The following is a 15,225-nucleotide window of genomic DNA, read 5'->3' as shown; positions in this document are numbered from 1 at the left end:
GCACGGTCATCACGGACCATTCCGAGAGGGGACAGTCATGAGTCTCACCCTGCCCGCGCCCGTCACCGGGCCGGAGCTGCCCGCGGCACCCGGCCCCGGGCCCGCTCCCGACCTGGTCGATTTCGCCGGGCACGCCGCGACACGGCTCAGAGAGCGCGACGGCGAGCTGTACACGCTGCTGGCCCGGGAGTCGGCGCGCCAGCGCGACACCCTGATGATGGTCGCGGCGTCCAGCGTCGCCGACCCCTCCGTCCTGGCCTGCGGGGGCAGCGCGCTCGGCAACCTGACCGCCGAGGGGTTCCCCGGGAACCGCTACCACGCCGGCTGCGGGGTCGCCGACGAGATCGAGCGGCTCGCGATCGACCGGGCGTGCGCGGCGTTCGGGGCCGAGGACGCGATCGTGCAGCCGCACTCCGGCTCCTCCGCCAACCTCGCCGTGATCACGGCGCTGCTGAACCCGGGTGACTCCCTGCTCGGGCTGGACCTGGACTGCGGCGGCCACCTCACCCACGGCTCCCCCGCCTCGGTGACCGGCCGCCACTACCGCGCCCACGGCTACCGGGTGACCCCGGACGGGCTGCTCGACTACGAGCAGATCCGTGAACTGGCCCTGGAGCACCGGCCGAAGCTGATCGTCTGCGGGGCGAGCGCGTACCCGCGCAGCATCGACTTCGCCCGCTTCCGGGAGATCGCGGACGAGGCCAACGCCTATCTCCTGGCCGACATCTCGCACATCGCGGGACTGGTCGCGGCCGGCCTCCACCAGAGCCCGGTCGACCACGCCCATGTGACCACCACCAGCACCTACAAGCAGCTGTACGGCCCGCGCGGCGGGCTGATCCTGCTCGGCCGGGAGGCCCGCAAGGCCGGACCGGAGCGCGGCACCATGGCCGCCACCCTGCGCCGCGCCGTCTTCCCCTTCACCCAGGGGACGCCCGACCTGGCGTCGGTGGCGGCCAAGGCGCGCGCCTTGGACTTCGTGGCGAGCCCCGACTTCGCGGAGCTCGCCAAGCGGCTCGCCGACGGAGCGCAGGCGATCGCCGGACGCCTCTCGGACCGTGGGTTCCGGCTGGTCACCGGGGGTACGGACACCCATATGGTGCTGCTGGACCTGCGGGGCACCGGCGTCACGGGGGACGTCGCCGAGCAGGCCCTGGAGTCCTGCGGGATCGTCGTCAACCGCAACCGGGTCCCCGGTGACACCACCCCGGTCCGGGTGACCGGCGGGCTGCGGCTCGGCACCAACACGCTGGCCGCGCGCGGGATGGACCACGCGGTGGCCGCCGAGTGCGCCGACCTGGTCGCGGACGTCCTCACGGCGCTGCGCGAGCGGGGCGGTGTTCTGCCGGACGCGCTGCGCGACCGGGTGCGAACCCGGGTGTCCGAGCTGTGCGCCGCCCATCCTCTGCCGGGGTATCTGCCGTGACCTTCAGCGGCTTCCCGCCCTCGGCACTGCGCCTGTACGAGGACCTCGCGGACGACAACGGCAAGGACGCGTGGCGGCTGCGCCACCGCGAGCGGTACGAGCGTGACGTACGTGCGCCGATGGACGAGCTGGCCGCTGAACTGAGCGCGTGGTTCAAGGAGTCGGCCTTCGGGGAGTCGACCGGACCGGGCGCGGTGACGGTGCTCGGCCCGGTCCGGGACACCCGGATGTCCCACGACAAGTCCCCGTACAAGACCTACCAGGGCGCCTACCTGGATCTGCTGCCCTGCCTGGGCTTCTGGGTGCACCTGGACCGGCACGGCCTGTACGCCTCCGGCCGCTGGTACCCCTGTGCCGGGGCCGAGGTCGCCCGGTACCGCGCCGCCGTCGAGGAGGAGGACGGCGGCGCGGAACTGGCCGCGATCGCGGGCCGGCTGGAGGGCCAGGGGTTCGTCCTGGGCGGCGACCGGCTCAGGTCCCGGCCGCGGGGGGTCCCGGCGGACCATCCGCGGCTGGGGCTGCTGCGCCACCGCAAGATCGACGCAGGGCGCCGCTTCGGCCCGGACGCCGGGCTGCACACGGCACGCGCCGGAGAGCTGGTACGGGAGACCTGGCGGCTGGTGCGCCCGCTGCTGGACTGGGTGGCGGCCCGCGAACTCACCCCACGGCCCCGCGAGCGAGGAGTTGACGTACCGTCATGAGCATCGGGAGTTTCGAGACCGTCGATCTGCGCAGCGACACGGTGACCCGGCCGGGTCCCGGGATGCGGGCCGCGATGGCCGGGGCCGAGGTCGGCGACGACCTGTTCGGGGAGGACCCGACCGTCCGCGCGCTGGAGGACCGGCTCGCCGGGCTCTTCGGCTTCTCCGGGGCCCTGTTCACCCCGTCCGGGGTGATGGCCAACCAGATCGCCCTCCAGCTCCTCGTCGGTCCCGGCGAGGAGCTGGTGTGCGACGCGGAGGCGCACATCCTGGCGCACGAGGAGGCCTCCCCGGCCCGCTACGGCGGGATCCAGACGCGCACGGTGGCGGCGGAGCGGGGGGTGGTCACCGCGGCCCTGCTGGCCGGGGTGGTCCGGCGGGGGAACCCGTACACGCTGGGCACCCGTGCGGTGGAGGTGGAGCAGACCCACACCCGGGCCGGCGGTACGGTCCACCCGCTGGACACGCTGCGCGCCGTACGCGAACTGACGTCCGGCCTGGGTCTGTCGGTCCACATGGACGGGGCCAGGATCTGGAACGCGATGGCCGCGACCGGCACTTCGGCGCGCGCGTACGGGCGGACGGCCGACTCGATGTCCGTGTGCCTGTCGAAGGGACTCGGCGCGCCCGTCGGGTCGGTGCTCCTGCTGCCGGCCGAAAGTCTGCCGCGGGCCGGGAAGTTGCGGCACGGTCTGGGCGGCGGGATGCGCCAGTCGGGCATCCTGGCGGCGGCGGGACTGTACGCCCTGGACCACCACGTGGAGCGGATCGCCGAGGACCACGCCAACGCCGCGCTGCTGGCGGCGGGGCTGCGGGACGCGGGGTTCACCGTGCGCCCGCCGGAGACCAACATCGTCCTCATCGAGGTTCCCGGCGCCGACGAGGTCGTCGCACGGGCCGCCAAGGAAGGAGTACTGGTGACCGCGCCGGGCGCGGAGACGGTCCGGCTGGTCACTCATCTGGACGCAGGACGACAGGCGTGTCGGCGGGCCCTCGGGGTGCTGACCGCCGTGATGACCGATGTCGTCGGCGGGGCGCGGGACACCGCGGCCTCGGGACGCCCGTAAGAAGAAGCGGAAGAGAGCGAAGTAGCAGCATGAGTTTAGAAGTACGGCCCGCCACGGCGGATCTGTGGGACGACATCCGCCAGGTGCTCCAGCCGAAGAAGAGCGCGCACACGTGCTGGTGCATGGCGTGGCGGCTGTCCACCGGCGACTACGGGCGGCTCACGGCGGACGAGCGGGGCGAGCACCTGCGCGGCCTCATGGAGAAGGCCGATCCGCCGCCCGGGGTCCTCGGGTTCCTGGACGGCGAGGTGGCGGGCTGGTGCAACGTGGCCCCGCGCCGGCAGCTCGACCGGCTGACCTCCTCGAAGACGATCACACCGGTGGACGATCTGCCCGTGTGGTCGGTGACCTGCTTCGTCGTACGCAAGGACTTCCGCGGCAAGGGGGTCGCCTCGGGTCTGCTGGAGGGGGCCGTCGAGCACGCGCGCGCCCACGGCGCGCCCGCCGTCGAGGGGTATCCGGTGGACCCGGAGGGCGGCCGGGTGAATCCGACGCTCGCCTATGTCGGGACGATGGACATGTTCGAGCGGGCCGGCTTCCGCCGGGTCCACCGGACCGAGGCCAAGAGCGACAAGCGGCACCGCTGGGTGATGCGCCGCGACCTGGTCTGACGGTCGTCGCGGTACGGGGAAGGGGCTCCCGCGGTGCGGGGGCCCCTTCCCTCGTGCGCGCCGGTCAGGGCGAGTGGGCCGCGATGTCCCAGAGGTGGGCGGGACGCCCGCAGCGCATGGCCTCCCAGGCCGCGCGCCGGTAGCAGCCCGCCACCAGGGCGTCCCGGACCAGGCCCGAGGCACCGTGCAGGTGGACCGCGTCCCGTGTCACGTCGAGGGTGGTCTCCGCCGTGAGGGCGATCAGTCCGGCGGCCTCCCCCGGGGTGAGCCGGTCCTCGTCGAGGTCCCGGGCCGCGTCCCCGACGGCCCAGCGCACCGCGTCGAGTCGGGCCAGCAGGCCTGCCACGCGCAGCCGGGGACCTTGGTGCTTGACCAGGGCCTGGCCGAACTGCTGCCGGCCGCGGATCCGGGAGACGACCGCGGTCAGGGCGGCCGCCGTGATCCCGGCCAGCAGCGAGGCCTGGTGGACGGCGGCGCGCAGCCCCACGCGGGCGAGGGCCTGCTCGGCGGCGAGGCCGCGCAGCAGCACCGCTTCGGCGGGCAGCCGTACCTCGTCGAAGACGGCACCGGCGACGGCTCCCCCGCCGTGGTCGCGCAGCGGCCGGATCCGCACGCCCTCGGTGGGCAGGCCCACAAGTGCCACGCACGGGCCGTCGGGGCCTACGGCCAGGACCAGCAGGGCGCCCGGGCCGACGCCGGCGGCGAACGGTCCGCCGGTCCCGGTGAGGACGACGGCTCCGGTGTCCGCGTCCGGCTTCCAGGTGATGCCCGGCGCCACGGTGCCGCGCGGATCGGGCAGCCGGCCCGGTACGGCGAGTTCCAGTTCGCCGGTGCGTACCTGGTCGAGGAGGCCGTGGGCGGCTTCGGGGGCAAGCGGGCCGAGGCCGGAGATCAGGTCGAGGGCGAGGAGGGTGTCGGTCAGCGGGACGGGCTGCATCGCGTTGCCCGCCTCCTCGCACACCATGGCGTTGACCGCCTGGCCGAGGTCGAGGCCCTCGTGGCCGATGGGCAGGGCGAACTCCCAGGCGCCGACCTGGGTCAGGGCCTCCCAGGCGCCGGCGGGGGTGTCCCCGTCGACCTCCAGGCCCTGGCGCACGGTGAGCCGGAGCTGCCGGAAGAGGGAGTCCTCGTCCTCCCGCTCCCGCCAGCGCTCGGCCGCCACCGCCGGGCCCCGGCCGCCCGTGTCGTTCCCGTTGACCGCCTGTGTCGTCACGGCCGTACCTCCGCCCCTGAGTCGAGACGCAGCCGGGCCAGCGTCTCCAGCATCATTTCGGCGGTGCCGCCCGATATCCGCATCCCCGGGGCTTCGCGCATCGCCGCATCGAGTGGGTGTGCCACCCCGTCGACCTCGGGGTCGTCGAGGGTCATGCTGGTGTCGCCGTCGAGCTCGGCGGCCCACCAGGCCACCTCGGCGGCGAGCTCGGTGGTGTACCACTTGGCGGCGGCGGCCTCGTCCTCGTTGAGTTCGCCCCGGTCGAGGCGGGTGAGGACGCGGCGGACCAGCGTGCCGGCCGCGAGCAGCCGCGCGTTGAGCTTGGCCAGGCCGATCTGGTCGTGCTGGCCGGCCTCCAGCCGGTCGGTGTGGACCTCCAGCCGCTCCACCGCGGCCCGGTACCAGCGCAGCGCCTTGACGTAGTAGTCGAGTCCGGTGCGCTCGAAGGCGAGGGTCTTGACGACGATCGCCCAGCCCTGGCCGGTCTCGCCGACCACGTCGTCGGCGGTCACGGCCACACCGTCGAGGGTGACCTCGTGGAAGGCGTCGTCGCCCATGCCCGGGATCTGCCGGATGGTGACGCCCGGCTGGGCCAGGGGGACGAGGAACAGGCTGAAGGCGTCGTCCTCGCCGCGCGCCAGGCACAGCCCGTAGTCGGCGAGCCGGGCGAAGAGCGAGTGGACCTTGGTGCCGTACAGCTTGTAGCCGCCCTTGCCGTCGGAAACGGCCCGGGTGGAGAGGATGTTGAGGTCGGAGCCGGCCTGGGGCTCGCTGAACAGCACGCAGCCGAAGGCGGTGCCGGCGGCGAAGCCCGGCAGGTGGCGGGCCTTCATGGCCGGGCTCGCGACATTGAGCAGGGTGGATCCGACGATCTGCACGGTGAGGGTGTGCAGCAGGTCGGGGACGTCGTGCATGGCCAGTTCCTCGACCAGCACGGCGGCCGCGACCTGGCTGATGCCCCGGCCGCCGTACTCCTCGGGCCACTGGGGCGCGAGCAGGCCCCGCTCGCCCAGGGCCCGGTGGACGGGCCGGGGGTCGCGGGTGCGCCGGGCCTCGGCCACGGGGGCGGAGACCAGGATGTCGTGGATGTCCTCGCGCAGGGCCCGCATGGGGGTGCGGGGCACGTCGGCTCCGCTCCGTACGAGCCCGCAGTCCGCGGGCGCGCGGTAGAACTCGGTGGTGAGCACGGGCAACTCCCTAGGTGGTGAGCGGGGATGCGGGCGCGGCGGCGGCCCGGTCCAGCACGTCCTCGATTCCGGTGAGCAGCCCTCGCACGTCCTCGGGCGTGGCCGCGTGGCGGTTGTACTCGGCGGTGCCGCCGATCTCGCCGTCCCGTTCCACGAGGCCGACGCAGGCGAGGGCGGCGGCCGGGTCGGGGCTGTAGAGCTCCAGGTGGCGGGCGGGCGGCCCGGGGAGCTGGCCGACCTCGATGCCCGGCAGGTCCAGGGGGACGGACGGGTAGTTGTGGAGGGCGAACAGGACGCGGTACGGGGGAGGCGTGCCGTCGCCGAACAGGACGTCCACGGGCAGGCGTTGGTGGGCGAGCGCCTCGGCCACGGCGGTGCGGGTGCGGTGCAGCAGCTCCCGGAAGGTGGGGCCGCCGGCGAGGTCGAGCCGGATCGGCACCACCGTGGTGAACTGTCCGACGGCGCCTTCGAGCGCCCCGGCGAAGCGGCCGGCCGCCGGGGTGCCGATCACCTGGGAGGTACGGCCTTCCCTGCGGGCCAGTACGACGGCCAGCGCGGCGAGCAGCGTCATGAACGGGGTGGCTCCCTCGGCCGCGCCCAGCTCCAGTCCGGCGTCGACGGGTCCGCGGGCCAGCCGTACGGGCAGATGGCCGCGTTCGAATCCGCCGGGCGCCCGGGGTGCGGGCGGGTCGGCGGCGAACACCGCTCGGCGGCGGGCGAGTTCGGCGGTGCCGTCGGGTCCGGAGAGCCAGCGGTGCTGCCAGTCGGCGTAGTCGGGGAACTGGAGTCCGGGCGGCGCGAGGGCCGCCGGACCCTCGCGGTAGCCGGCGGCCAGGTCCGCGAGGAAGACCCCGGAGGACCAGCCGTCGAAGACCGCGAGGTGGGAGGCGAGGATCAGGACGTGCTCGCCGGGGGCGAGCCGCAGCAGCCGGAACGCGCTGGTGCGGCCGCTCTCCAGGTCCAGGACGGTGGAGGCGCTCTCGGTGCTCTGCAGGGCCACGCGTTCGGCCGCGGCCCGCGGGGTGAGGCCCGAGAGATCGGCCCGGGTGAGCCGCAGCACCGGCTCCCCGTCCACGTGCAGCCTCGGCTGCCCGGTGGTGGAGACGGACAGGCGCGTGCGCAGCGCCTCGTGGCGGCGCAGCACCCCGGTGAGGGCCGCCACGAGCCGGCCGGGGTCGAGCGGGCCGGTCAGCCGCAGTGCGTGCGAGCCGGTGGCGGCGGCCGGGTGGGTGCGCTCTTGGCGCCACAGCCGGGACTGGAGCGCGGTCGGGGGGACCGGCCCCGCGCCGGAGCGCGGGGCCGGATGGGCGGGTACGGGCTGCCGGGCGGCCAGCATCAGGCGGGCGAGTTCCCGCTTCGCCTCGGGGAGCGCGGCGAGCGCCCCTTCGAGCCCGGCCGGGTCGGCCATCAGGCACCGTCCGGGTGCTGGAGGGAGCCGAGGAGGGCGGCGGCCTCGTCGTCGCTCATGTTCTCGATCTGCTCGAAGACCGCGAGCAGCCGGTCCTGTTCGCCTGCGGCCTCGGCCTTGGCCGTGCGGACCAGTTCGGCCAGGCCCGAGACGGTGGGGCGGCCGAAGAAGTCGGCCAGGGCGATGTCGATGCCGAACAGGGCGCGGACCCGGGAGACCACGATGGTGGCCTGCAGGGAGCTGCCGCCCAGGGCGAAGAAGTCGCCTTCCACGTCCGGGTTCTGCCATTCGAGCAGCGGGGTGAGGATGTCGCGGCAGATCTGCTCCTCGACGGCGTCGCGCGGAGGTGTACCGCCCTGTGCCGACTGCTCGGCGGGCAGGGGCAGGGCCGCGGTGTCGACCTTGCCGTGCGGGGTGAGGGGCAGTTCGTCCAGGACGACGACGACCGGCACCATGTAGCCGGGCAGGCGGCCGGCGGCGTAGGCGCGCAGGCCCTCGGCGTCGGCCACCTCGGAGGCGTACGAGCCCACTTGTTCGACGGTGACGTAGGCGGCCAGCATGCGCTCGCCGCCCGCGGCGGGCTGGGCCACCACGACGGCCTGCTGCACGGAGGGGTGCCCGGTGAGCACGGACTCGACCTCGCCCGGCTCGATGCGGTGGCCCCGTACCTTGAGCTGGCGGTCGGTGCGGCCGAGGAAGTCCAGGTTGCCGCCGGGCAGCCAGCGGACCAGGTCGCCGGTGCGGTAGAGGCGGGCCGTCTCGGGGCCGTCCGCGTAGGGGTTGTCGGCGAAGCGGTCGGCGGTGAGATCGGGGCGGCCCAGGTAGCCGCGGGCCACGCCCGGGCCGGAGACGCACAGTTCGCCGGGTACGCCGGGCGGGACCGGGCGCAGCCGCTCGTCGAGGACGAAGGCCTGGTGGCCCGGCATGGGGCGGCCGATCGGCGGGTTGCGGTCGTAGCTGCCGGTGCAGTCCATGAGGGTGACGGCGACGGTCGCCTCGGTGGGCCCGTACCCGTTGACGAACCTGCGCTCCCCCGCGGTCCATTCGGCGACCAGCCGGCCGGGGAAGGCCTCGCCGCCCACCGAGACGAGCCGCAGGCCGGGCAGGGCGGCCTGGTCGAGCAACGGCAGCAGGGCGGGCGGGAGTTCCGCGACGGTGACCGCGTCCTCGCGCATCCGGGTCTGGAGCAGGGCGGGATCGCGGCGCTCGTCGTCGGTGGCGATGACGAGCGAGCCGCCCGCCAGCAGGGTGGTGAAGATCTCGAAGACGGAGACGTCGAAGGTGAGCGGGGCGAAGTGCAGGACCCGGTCCTCGGCCCTGATCTCGTAGGCCTTGGCGATGGTGCGGGAGAAGTGGGTGACCGAGCGGTGCTCGATCATGACCCCCTTGGGGGTTCCGCTGCTGCCCGAGGTGTAGAGCACGTACGCCAGGTCGCCGGGGGTGGCGGTCGGCGCGAGGGAGGGGACCTCACGGACGGGGGCCGCCGTACCGGTGGTCACCAGCTCCAGCGGTACGGGCAGCCGCGCGGCCTCGTCGACGAGGGCGTGGCGGACCTTGGCGTCGGCGAGGACCGTACGGGTGCGCTCGGCCGGGGCGGCCGGGTCGACCGGGATGTAGTGGGCGCCCGCCTTGAGCACGCCGAGGACTCCGGCGACGGCGGACGGGCCCCGGGACACGCACACGGCGACGGGGTCGCCGTGGCGGACGCCGCGGTCGCGCAGCCGGTGGGCGATGGCCTCGGACCAGCGGTCCAGTGCCGCGTAGTCGAGCCGGGTGGAGCCGTGGCGGACGGCGACGGCGTCGGGGTGGATGGTGGCCCGCTCCCGGAACGCGCGGTCCAGGGTGGTGGTCCAGGCGGCCTCGTCGACGGGGCCGCCGCGGGACAGCTCGCGGGCGTGCCGGGAGGCGGCCGGCTCCTCGACGAGGCTGATGTCGCCGACCTGGAGGTCGGGGTTCTCGGCGACCTGCTCCAGGACCTGGCGGAAGGCGGCGAGCAGGGCGCTCGCCGTGCCGTGCCGGTACAGGGAGGTGTTGTATTCGAGGGAGAGTTCCAGGCCGTCGTTCTCGCCGACCAGGAAGCTCATGTCGAACTTGGCCGCGCCGTCGTGGAGTTGGTCCATGGTGAACTCGACGTCGGCGGCCTGCGCCCGGTGGGTGCCCCAGCGGCCCAGCGAGGTGAACTCGATCTGGAAGAGCGGGTGGCGCAGCGGGTCGCGCACCGGGCGGACGGCCTCGACGACCTGCTCGAAGGGCAGCTCGCTGTTGGTGAAGGAGTCCATGACGGAGGACGCGGTGCGGGTGACCAGCTCGCGGAAGGTGAGCCGGTCGGTGACCTCGGTCCGCAGGGTGATCATCTGGACGAAGCAGCCGATGACCTGCTCCAGGTCGGGGTGCGGCCGGGAGGCGCTGGCCGTGCCGACGACGACGTCCTCGGTGCGGGTCCAGTGCCGCAGCAGCGCGTTGAAGGCGGCGAGCAGGGTGGTGAAGACGGTGGTGCTGTTGGCGTCGGCGAGCTCGGTGAGGCGGTCCAGCAGTTTCTGGTCCAGGGTCAGCTTCAGACCGCGGCCGTCGCCGCGGGTCTCGGGGCCGCGCGGGTGGTCGGGCAGGACCTCGGTGGCGACGGCGCCGGCCAGGAGCTGGCGCCACTTGGCGGCCAGCGCCCGGCCGTGCTCGTCGTTCTCCAGCTTGGCGCGCTGCCAGGCCGCGAAGTCGGCGTACTCGACAGCGAGCCGGGGGGCCTCGGGGCGCCTGCCCGCGGCGGCGGCCGCGTAGCCGGCGGTCAGTTCCTCGGTGAAGATCCGGGTCGAGCCCGGGTCCCAGGCGATGTGGTGGACGATCCAGAGCAGGACGTGGCGCTCCGGGCCGAGGCGCACGAGGTGGGCGCGGACGGGCGGGCCGGCGGCCAGGTCGAAGGGGGCGGCGGCGCAGCTCGCGGTGAGCTCGGCGAGTTCGCGGTCGGCGTCGTCGCCGCCCGACAGGTCGGTGCTCTGGACGCCGAGCACGAAGGAGGGGACGGGTTCCTGCCAGGGGACCCCGTCGATCTCGACGAGTTTGCTGTGCAGCACCTGGTGGCGGGCGACGACGGCGTTGAGAGCCTCGTGCAGGGCGGCCCGGTCGAGGGGTCCGCCCAGGCCTATGGCCAGGGCTATGTTGTTGCGGGCCTTGCCGGCGCCGAGCTTGTCGACGAACCACATCTGCTCCTGCTGGAACGAGGAGCGGGACCGCGGTCCGTGGTCGGCGCGCGCCAGTTCGATGCGGCGGCCCACTCCGGCCGTCATCTGGTTGCGCATCCGTCCCAGCAGCCGGGAGCGCTGTCCCTGGGGCAGACGGCCGAGCCGTTCGGCGAGATCAGACATGGGTTCCTCCGTTGCGGTGCAGGTCGTCGAGGAGAGCGGCGAGCCGGTCGGGCAGGTGCTTGGCGAAGTAGTGGCGGCCCCCGGGGATCACGGCGAGGCGTACGTCGGCCGCGTACCGGCCCCAGGCGCGGTAGCCGTTCTCGTAGCCCTCGGTCGCGTCGTCGGCGTCGCCGATGATGCAGGTGAGCGGGGTGTCCAGGGGCCGGTCGTAGCCGCCCGGGGTGCGGGCGAAGAAGCGGGCGGCCTCGGTCATGTCGTGGCGGACCATCCGCAGGACCGCGGTCAGGTCGCTGTCGTCGAGGACGCCGTCGAAGCCGTCCATGGTCGTCAGGTAGGCGACGAGGTCGTCGTCGCCGGAGACGCGTTCCATCTCCAGGGCGTACTCGGGGTCCTCCTCCGGGAGGGCCGCGGCGAGGTCGAGGGCGATCGGGCGCTGCCCCAGCCGTTCCAGTACGTGGGTGGTCTCCAGGGCGGTGACGACTCCGGCGCAGTGACCGTAGACCGCGTACGGGCCCCGCACGGTGCGGGCGATCTCCTCGGCGGCGCGTTCCGCGAACTCGGCCACCGCCAGCATCGGGCCGGGGCGCAGCGGGTCGTGTCCGGGCGGGGAGACGGCCAGGAGCTCGATGTGCGGCGGGAGCTGGGCCGCGAGGGGCTGGTAGGCGATGGCGTCGCCGCCGCCGTGCGGGAAGCAGACGAGGGTCAGCGAGGTGGTGCCGGCCGGGCGTGTGGGGGTGAGCCGGTGCAGCAGGCTGTGCACCTGGGTGCGGCCACCGCCGAGTTCGGCGGTGCGGGCGGCGAGGCCGGCCGGGGTCGGGTTGCTGAAGAGGTCGACGACGCGCAGGGCGGCGGCACCGCTGTCCGGCAGGGCGGTGGCGACGGCGCGGACCGCGCGCACGGCGGCGAAGGAGTCCCCGCCGAGGGCGAAGAAGTCGTCGTCGGGCGCCACCTCGGCGGCGCCGAGCACCTCGGCCCAGACGGCGGCGATCCGCAGGGCGACGGGGTCCCCGCCGGCGGGTGCGGCGGGGGTCCGGTCCGGCGCGGGGGTGCCCTGCCGCGGGTCGGGCAGCGCGCCGCGGTCCACCTTGCCGTTGGGGCTGAGCGGGAGCCGCTCCAGCAGGACCAGTTCGGCGGGGACGCAGTGCGGGGGCAGGACGGCCGCGAGGGCGGTCCGCAGGGCCGCTGTGTCGAGGTCGGCGCCCTCCTCGGGCACCACGTAGCCGACCAGGCGGTCGGAGCCGGCGGTGCGGCGGGCGGCCACGACGGCCTCGCGGACCCCGGGGCGGTCGCGCAGCGCGCTCTCCACCTCGCCGGGTTCGATGCGCAGCCCGTTCAGCTTGATCCGGAAGTCGGTGCGGCCGAGGAGTTCGATGGTGCCGTCGGCGCCGTAGCGGGCCAGGTCGCCGGTGCGGTAGAGGCGTTCGGTGCGGCCGGGCCCCAGTTCGACGTGGACGAACCTCTCCTCGGTGAGCTCGGGCCGGCCCAGGTAGCCGCGGGCCAGTCCGACGCCGCCGAGGTGGAGTTCGCCGGGTACGCCGACGGGAACGAGGCGGTCGTTCGGGTCGAGGATGTACGTGTGCTGGTTGGCCATGGGCCGCCCGTACGGGAGCTTCGTCCACTGCGGATCGACCCGGCCGACCCGGTACTCCACCGAGTGGATGGAGGCCTCGGTCGCCCCGCCGAGGGCGACGAAGGACAGGCCGGGGGCGAAGGCGCGGATCCGGTCGGGCTGGGTGACGGGGATCCAGTCGCCGCCGAGGAACGCCGTGCGCAGGGTGGGCAGCCGGGGACCGTCCGCGTGTTCGAGCTGGTCGGCCAGGAGCCCGAGGAGGGCCGGGGCGGAGTTCCAGACGGTGACCCCGTGCCGTTCGACGAGGTCGGCCCAGTGCGCCGGGTCCTTGGCGGCGGCCGGGTCGGGCAGGACGAGGGTGCCGCCCGCGGCCAGGATGCCGAGGGTCTCGTAGACGCTCATGTCGAAGCTGGGCGAGGACAGGGCGAGGACGGAGTCGCCGGGGCCGATGCCGTAGGAGCGGTTGAGGTCGAGGAGGTTGTTGACCACGCCCCGGTGTTCCAGGGCGATCCCCTTGGGGGTGCCGGTGGAGCCCGAGGTGAAGATGACGTAGGCCAGGTCCCGCGAGGTGACGGGGACGGCCGGGCGGGTCGCGGGGCGTTCGGCGAGCGCGGCCCGGTCGGTGTCGAGCAGCACCTGCGCGGTGCCGGCGGGGACGGGCAGCCGGCCGATGAGTTCGGCGTCGGAGACGACGATGGGCGGCGCGGAGTCCCGCAGCAGCAGCGCCAGGCGTTCCGCCGGGTAGTCCGGGTCCAGGGGTACGTAGGCCCCGCCGGCCTTGAGGACGGCGAGGATCGCGGTGACCAGGCCGGGGCCGCGGCGCAGGCACAGGGCGACGGTCCGGTCGGGGCCGGCGCCGGCCTCGGTGAGCCGGTGCGCGAGCCGGTTGGCGCGCTCCTCCAGCTCCCGGTAGGTGATGTTCCAGCCGCCGAGTCCGCCGAGGATCACGGCGGGCGCGTCGGGCCGCCGGTCGGCGTGCTGCTCGAACAGCTGGTGCAGGCAGGCGTCCTGGGGGAAGGGGGCGCGGGTGGCGTTCCAGTCGTCCAGGGCGGCCCGGCGCTCGCCGTCGGTGAGGAGCGGCAGGGCGGACAGCGGGGCGTCGGGGCGGTCGAGCGCCCCTTCGAGGGTGGTGAGGAAGTGGCCGAGCAGCCGGTCCACGGTCGTGGCGTCGAAGAGCGCGGTGGGGTACTCCACGAGGGCGCGGACCGCGGTGCCGGTGTCGTGGACGCTGATCATGAGGTCGTACTTGGTGGCGTGCGAGGAGAAGTCGATGGGCTCGGTGGTGACGCCCGCGAGGCCCGGGGCGGTGTCCGGAGTCTCGTCGAGGAGGAACATCACGGAGGTGAGCGGCGGCCGGCTGGGGTCGCGGGGCAGTGCGAGGGCGTCGACGATCAGGTCGAAGGGCAGTTCCTGGTGCGCGTACGCCTGGAGGGTGGTGTGGCGGGTGGCGCGGACCAGTTCGGCGAAGCCGGGATCGCCGCCGGTTCTGATGCGCAGCGGCAGGGTGTTGACGAAGAAGCCGATGAGGTCGCCGAAGGCCGGGTGGTCGCGGCCGGAGACGGAGGTGCCGACGACGATGTCCTCCTGGCCGGTCCAGCGGCGCAGGGTGGCGGCGAAGCCGGCCAGCATCGTCATGTAGAGGGTGGCGCCCTCGGATTTGCCGAACTCCCGCAGCCGGGCGATGAGCCGGGGCGGGAGGTCGATGTAGCGGGAGGCTCCGGCGTGCCCGAAGACGGGCGGTCTGGGCCGGTCGGTGGGCAGGTCGACGGGGGTGGCGCCGTCCAGTTCCTCCCGCCAGAAGGAGGTGAGGCCCTCCAGCCGGTCCCCGCTGACGCGGCGGCGCTGCCAGGTGGCGAAGTCCGCGTACTGGAGGGCGAGCGGGGCCGCCGCCTCGCCGGGTGCCCCGGTGCGGGCGGCGTAGGCGCGCTCCAGTTCGGTGTACAGGACCCGCATGGACCAGCCGTCGGTGACGATGTGGTGCAGGTTGAGGACGAGGACATGGTCCTCGGCGCCGATCCGGCCGAGCCGGGCCCGCAGCGGGACGGCGCCGGCCAGGTCGAAGGGGGCGCCCGCGTCGGCGTCGTAGAACGGCCGGGCGGCGTCCTCGTCGGGCAGTTCGGTCAGCGGCAGGGGCAGCCGGTAGCCGTCCACGACGCGGGGCACGGCCTCGGTGGCGCCCTCCCGGTAGGTGTAGACGGTCCGCAGCACCTCGTGGCGGTCCACGATGTCCTGGAGCGCCGCGTGCAGGGCGGGGACGTCGAGCGGGCCGCGGATGCGGGTGGCGACCGGCACGTTGTAGGCGGGGCTGCCCGGCTGGAGCTGGTCGATGAACCAGAGGCGGCGCTGCGCGAAGGAGAGCACGGGCGCCTCGGCGGGGTCGCGGGGTGCCGGCTCAGGGTCCTCCCGTACGGCGGAGCGCCCGCCGGTGCGGCCCGTCAGGGCCTGGAACAGTGCCCGGCGGGACTTCGGCAGTGCGGCTATGCGTTCGGCGAGGGACTCGCTCACCTTGAGCCTCCGTGCGTCTTCGGGAGAGGGAGTACGGCAGGACGCGCCGCGGGAGCGCGGCGCGGGCTTGCGGGTGCGGTACGGGCGTCAGCGGGTGCGGCGGGCGCGGGTGTGGATCCACCTCGTGGGGGCGGCGTCCGGGGCGGGGCCCGGCGGCCGTGCCCGGTCGCGTGTGCCGGGA

At 74.6% G+C, this 15,225-nt stretch carries 9 protein-coding genes; 4 read left to right on the top strand and 5 right to left on the bottom strand.

Annotated elements, in window-relative coordinates; translation table 11 throughout:
* The first annotated feature begins 37 nt into the window (after window positions 1-37).
* Genes glyA through Sspor_RS35880 form a run of 4 tightly spaced genes read left to right on the top strand, consistent with a single transcriptional unit; the run spans window position 38 to window position 3,805 of the window.
* Window positions 38-1,426, top strand: coding sequence for a serine hydroxymethyltransferase (glyA, locus tag Sspor_RS35895; protein ID WP_202202826.1), 1,389 nt, complete (start codon window positions 38-40; stop codon window positions 1,424-1,426).
* On the top strand, window positions 1,423-2,127 hold the full coding sequence (locus Sspor_RS35890; protein WP_202202825.1) for a DUF2461 domain-containing protein: 705 nt from the start codon (window positions 1,423-1,425) through the stop codon (window positions 2,125-2,127). The genes glyA and Sspor_RS35890 overlap by 4 nt, the downstream gene beginning before the upstream one ends.
* Window positions 2,124-3,194, top strand: coding sequence for a threonine aldolase family protein (locus tag Sspor_RS35885; protein ID WP_202202824.1), 1,071 nt, complete (start codon window positions 2,124-2,126; stop codon window positions 3,192-3,194). Before Sspor_RS35890 ends, Sspor_RS35885 begins: the two co-directional genes overlap by 4 nt.
* A 29-nt stretch (window positions 3,195-3,223) precedes the next feature.
* Window positions 3,224-3,805: a GNAT family N-acetyltransferase gene (locus Sspor_RS35880; protein ID WP_030713495.1), complete on the top strand. Its 582-nt coding sequence runs from the start codon at window positions 3,224-3,226 to the stop codon at window positions 3,803-3,805.
* 64 nt (window positions 3,806-3,869) lie between these two features.
* Here the strand turns inward: Sspor_RS35880 and Sspor_RS35875 are convergent, their stop codons facing one another.
* From Sspor_RS35875 to Sspor_RS35855, 5 genes are read right to left on the bottom strand one after another with little or no spacing between them, the layout of a single operon-like run.
* The gene (locus Sspor_RS35875) at window positions 3,870-5,018 is read right to left on the bottom strand and encodes an acyl-CoA dehydrogenase family protein (protein WP_202202823.1); all 1,149 of its coding nucleotides are present in this window, start codon (window positions 5,016-5,018) and stop codon (window positions 3,870-3,872) included.
* Complete coding sequence (locus tag Sspor_RS35870) at window positions 5,015-6,205, bottom strand: acyl-CoA dehydrogenase family protein (protein WP_202202822.1); 1,191 nt, start codon at window positions 6,203-6,205, stop codon at window positions 5,015-5,017. Before Sspor_RS35870 ends, Sspor_RS35875 begins: the two co-directional genes overlap by 4 nt.
* 10 nt (window positions 6,206-6,215) lie before the next feature.
* The gene (locus tag Sspor_RS35865) at window positions 6,216-7,613 is read right to left on the bottom strand and encodes a condensation domain-containing protein (protein WP_202202821.1); all 1,398 of its coding nucleotides are present in this window, start codon (window positions 7,611-7,613) and stop codon (window positions 6,216-6,218) included.
* Window positions 7,613-10,969 carry a non-ribosomal peptide synthetase gene (locus tag Sspor_RS35860; RefSeq protein ID WP_202202820.1) on the bottom strand — a complete coding sequence of 1,119 codons (3,357 nt, stop codon included), beginning with the start codon at window positions 10,967-10,969 and terminating at the stop codon, window positions 7,613-7,615. Before Sspor_RS35860 ends, Sspor_RS35865 begins: the two co-directional genes overlap by 1 nt.
* Entirely contained in the window at window positions 10,962-15,044 is a 4,083-nt protein-coding gene (locus Sspor_RS35855; protein WP_202202819.1) for a non-ribosomal peptide synthetase, read from the bottom strand. The genes Sspor_RS35860 and Sspor_RS35855 overlap by 8 nt, the downstream gene beginning before the upstream one ends.
* Between the last annotated feature and the right edge of the window lie 181 nt (window positions 15,045-15,225).

The organism is Streptomyces spororaveus, assembly GCF_016755875.1.
Lineage (GTDB): Bacteria > Actinomycetota > Actinomycetes > Streptomycetales > Streptomycetaceae > Streptomyces > Streptomyces spororaveus.
The sequence above is the reverse complement of the archived record's forward strand: the minus strand, read 5'-3'. Positions and strand labels throughout refer to the sequence as shown.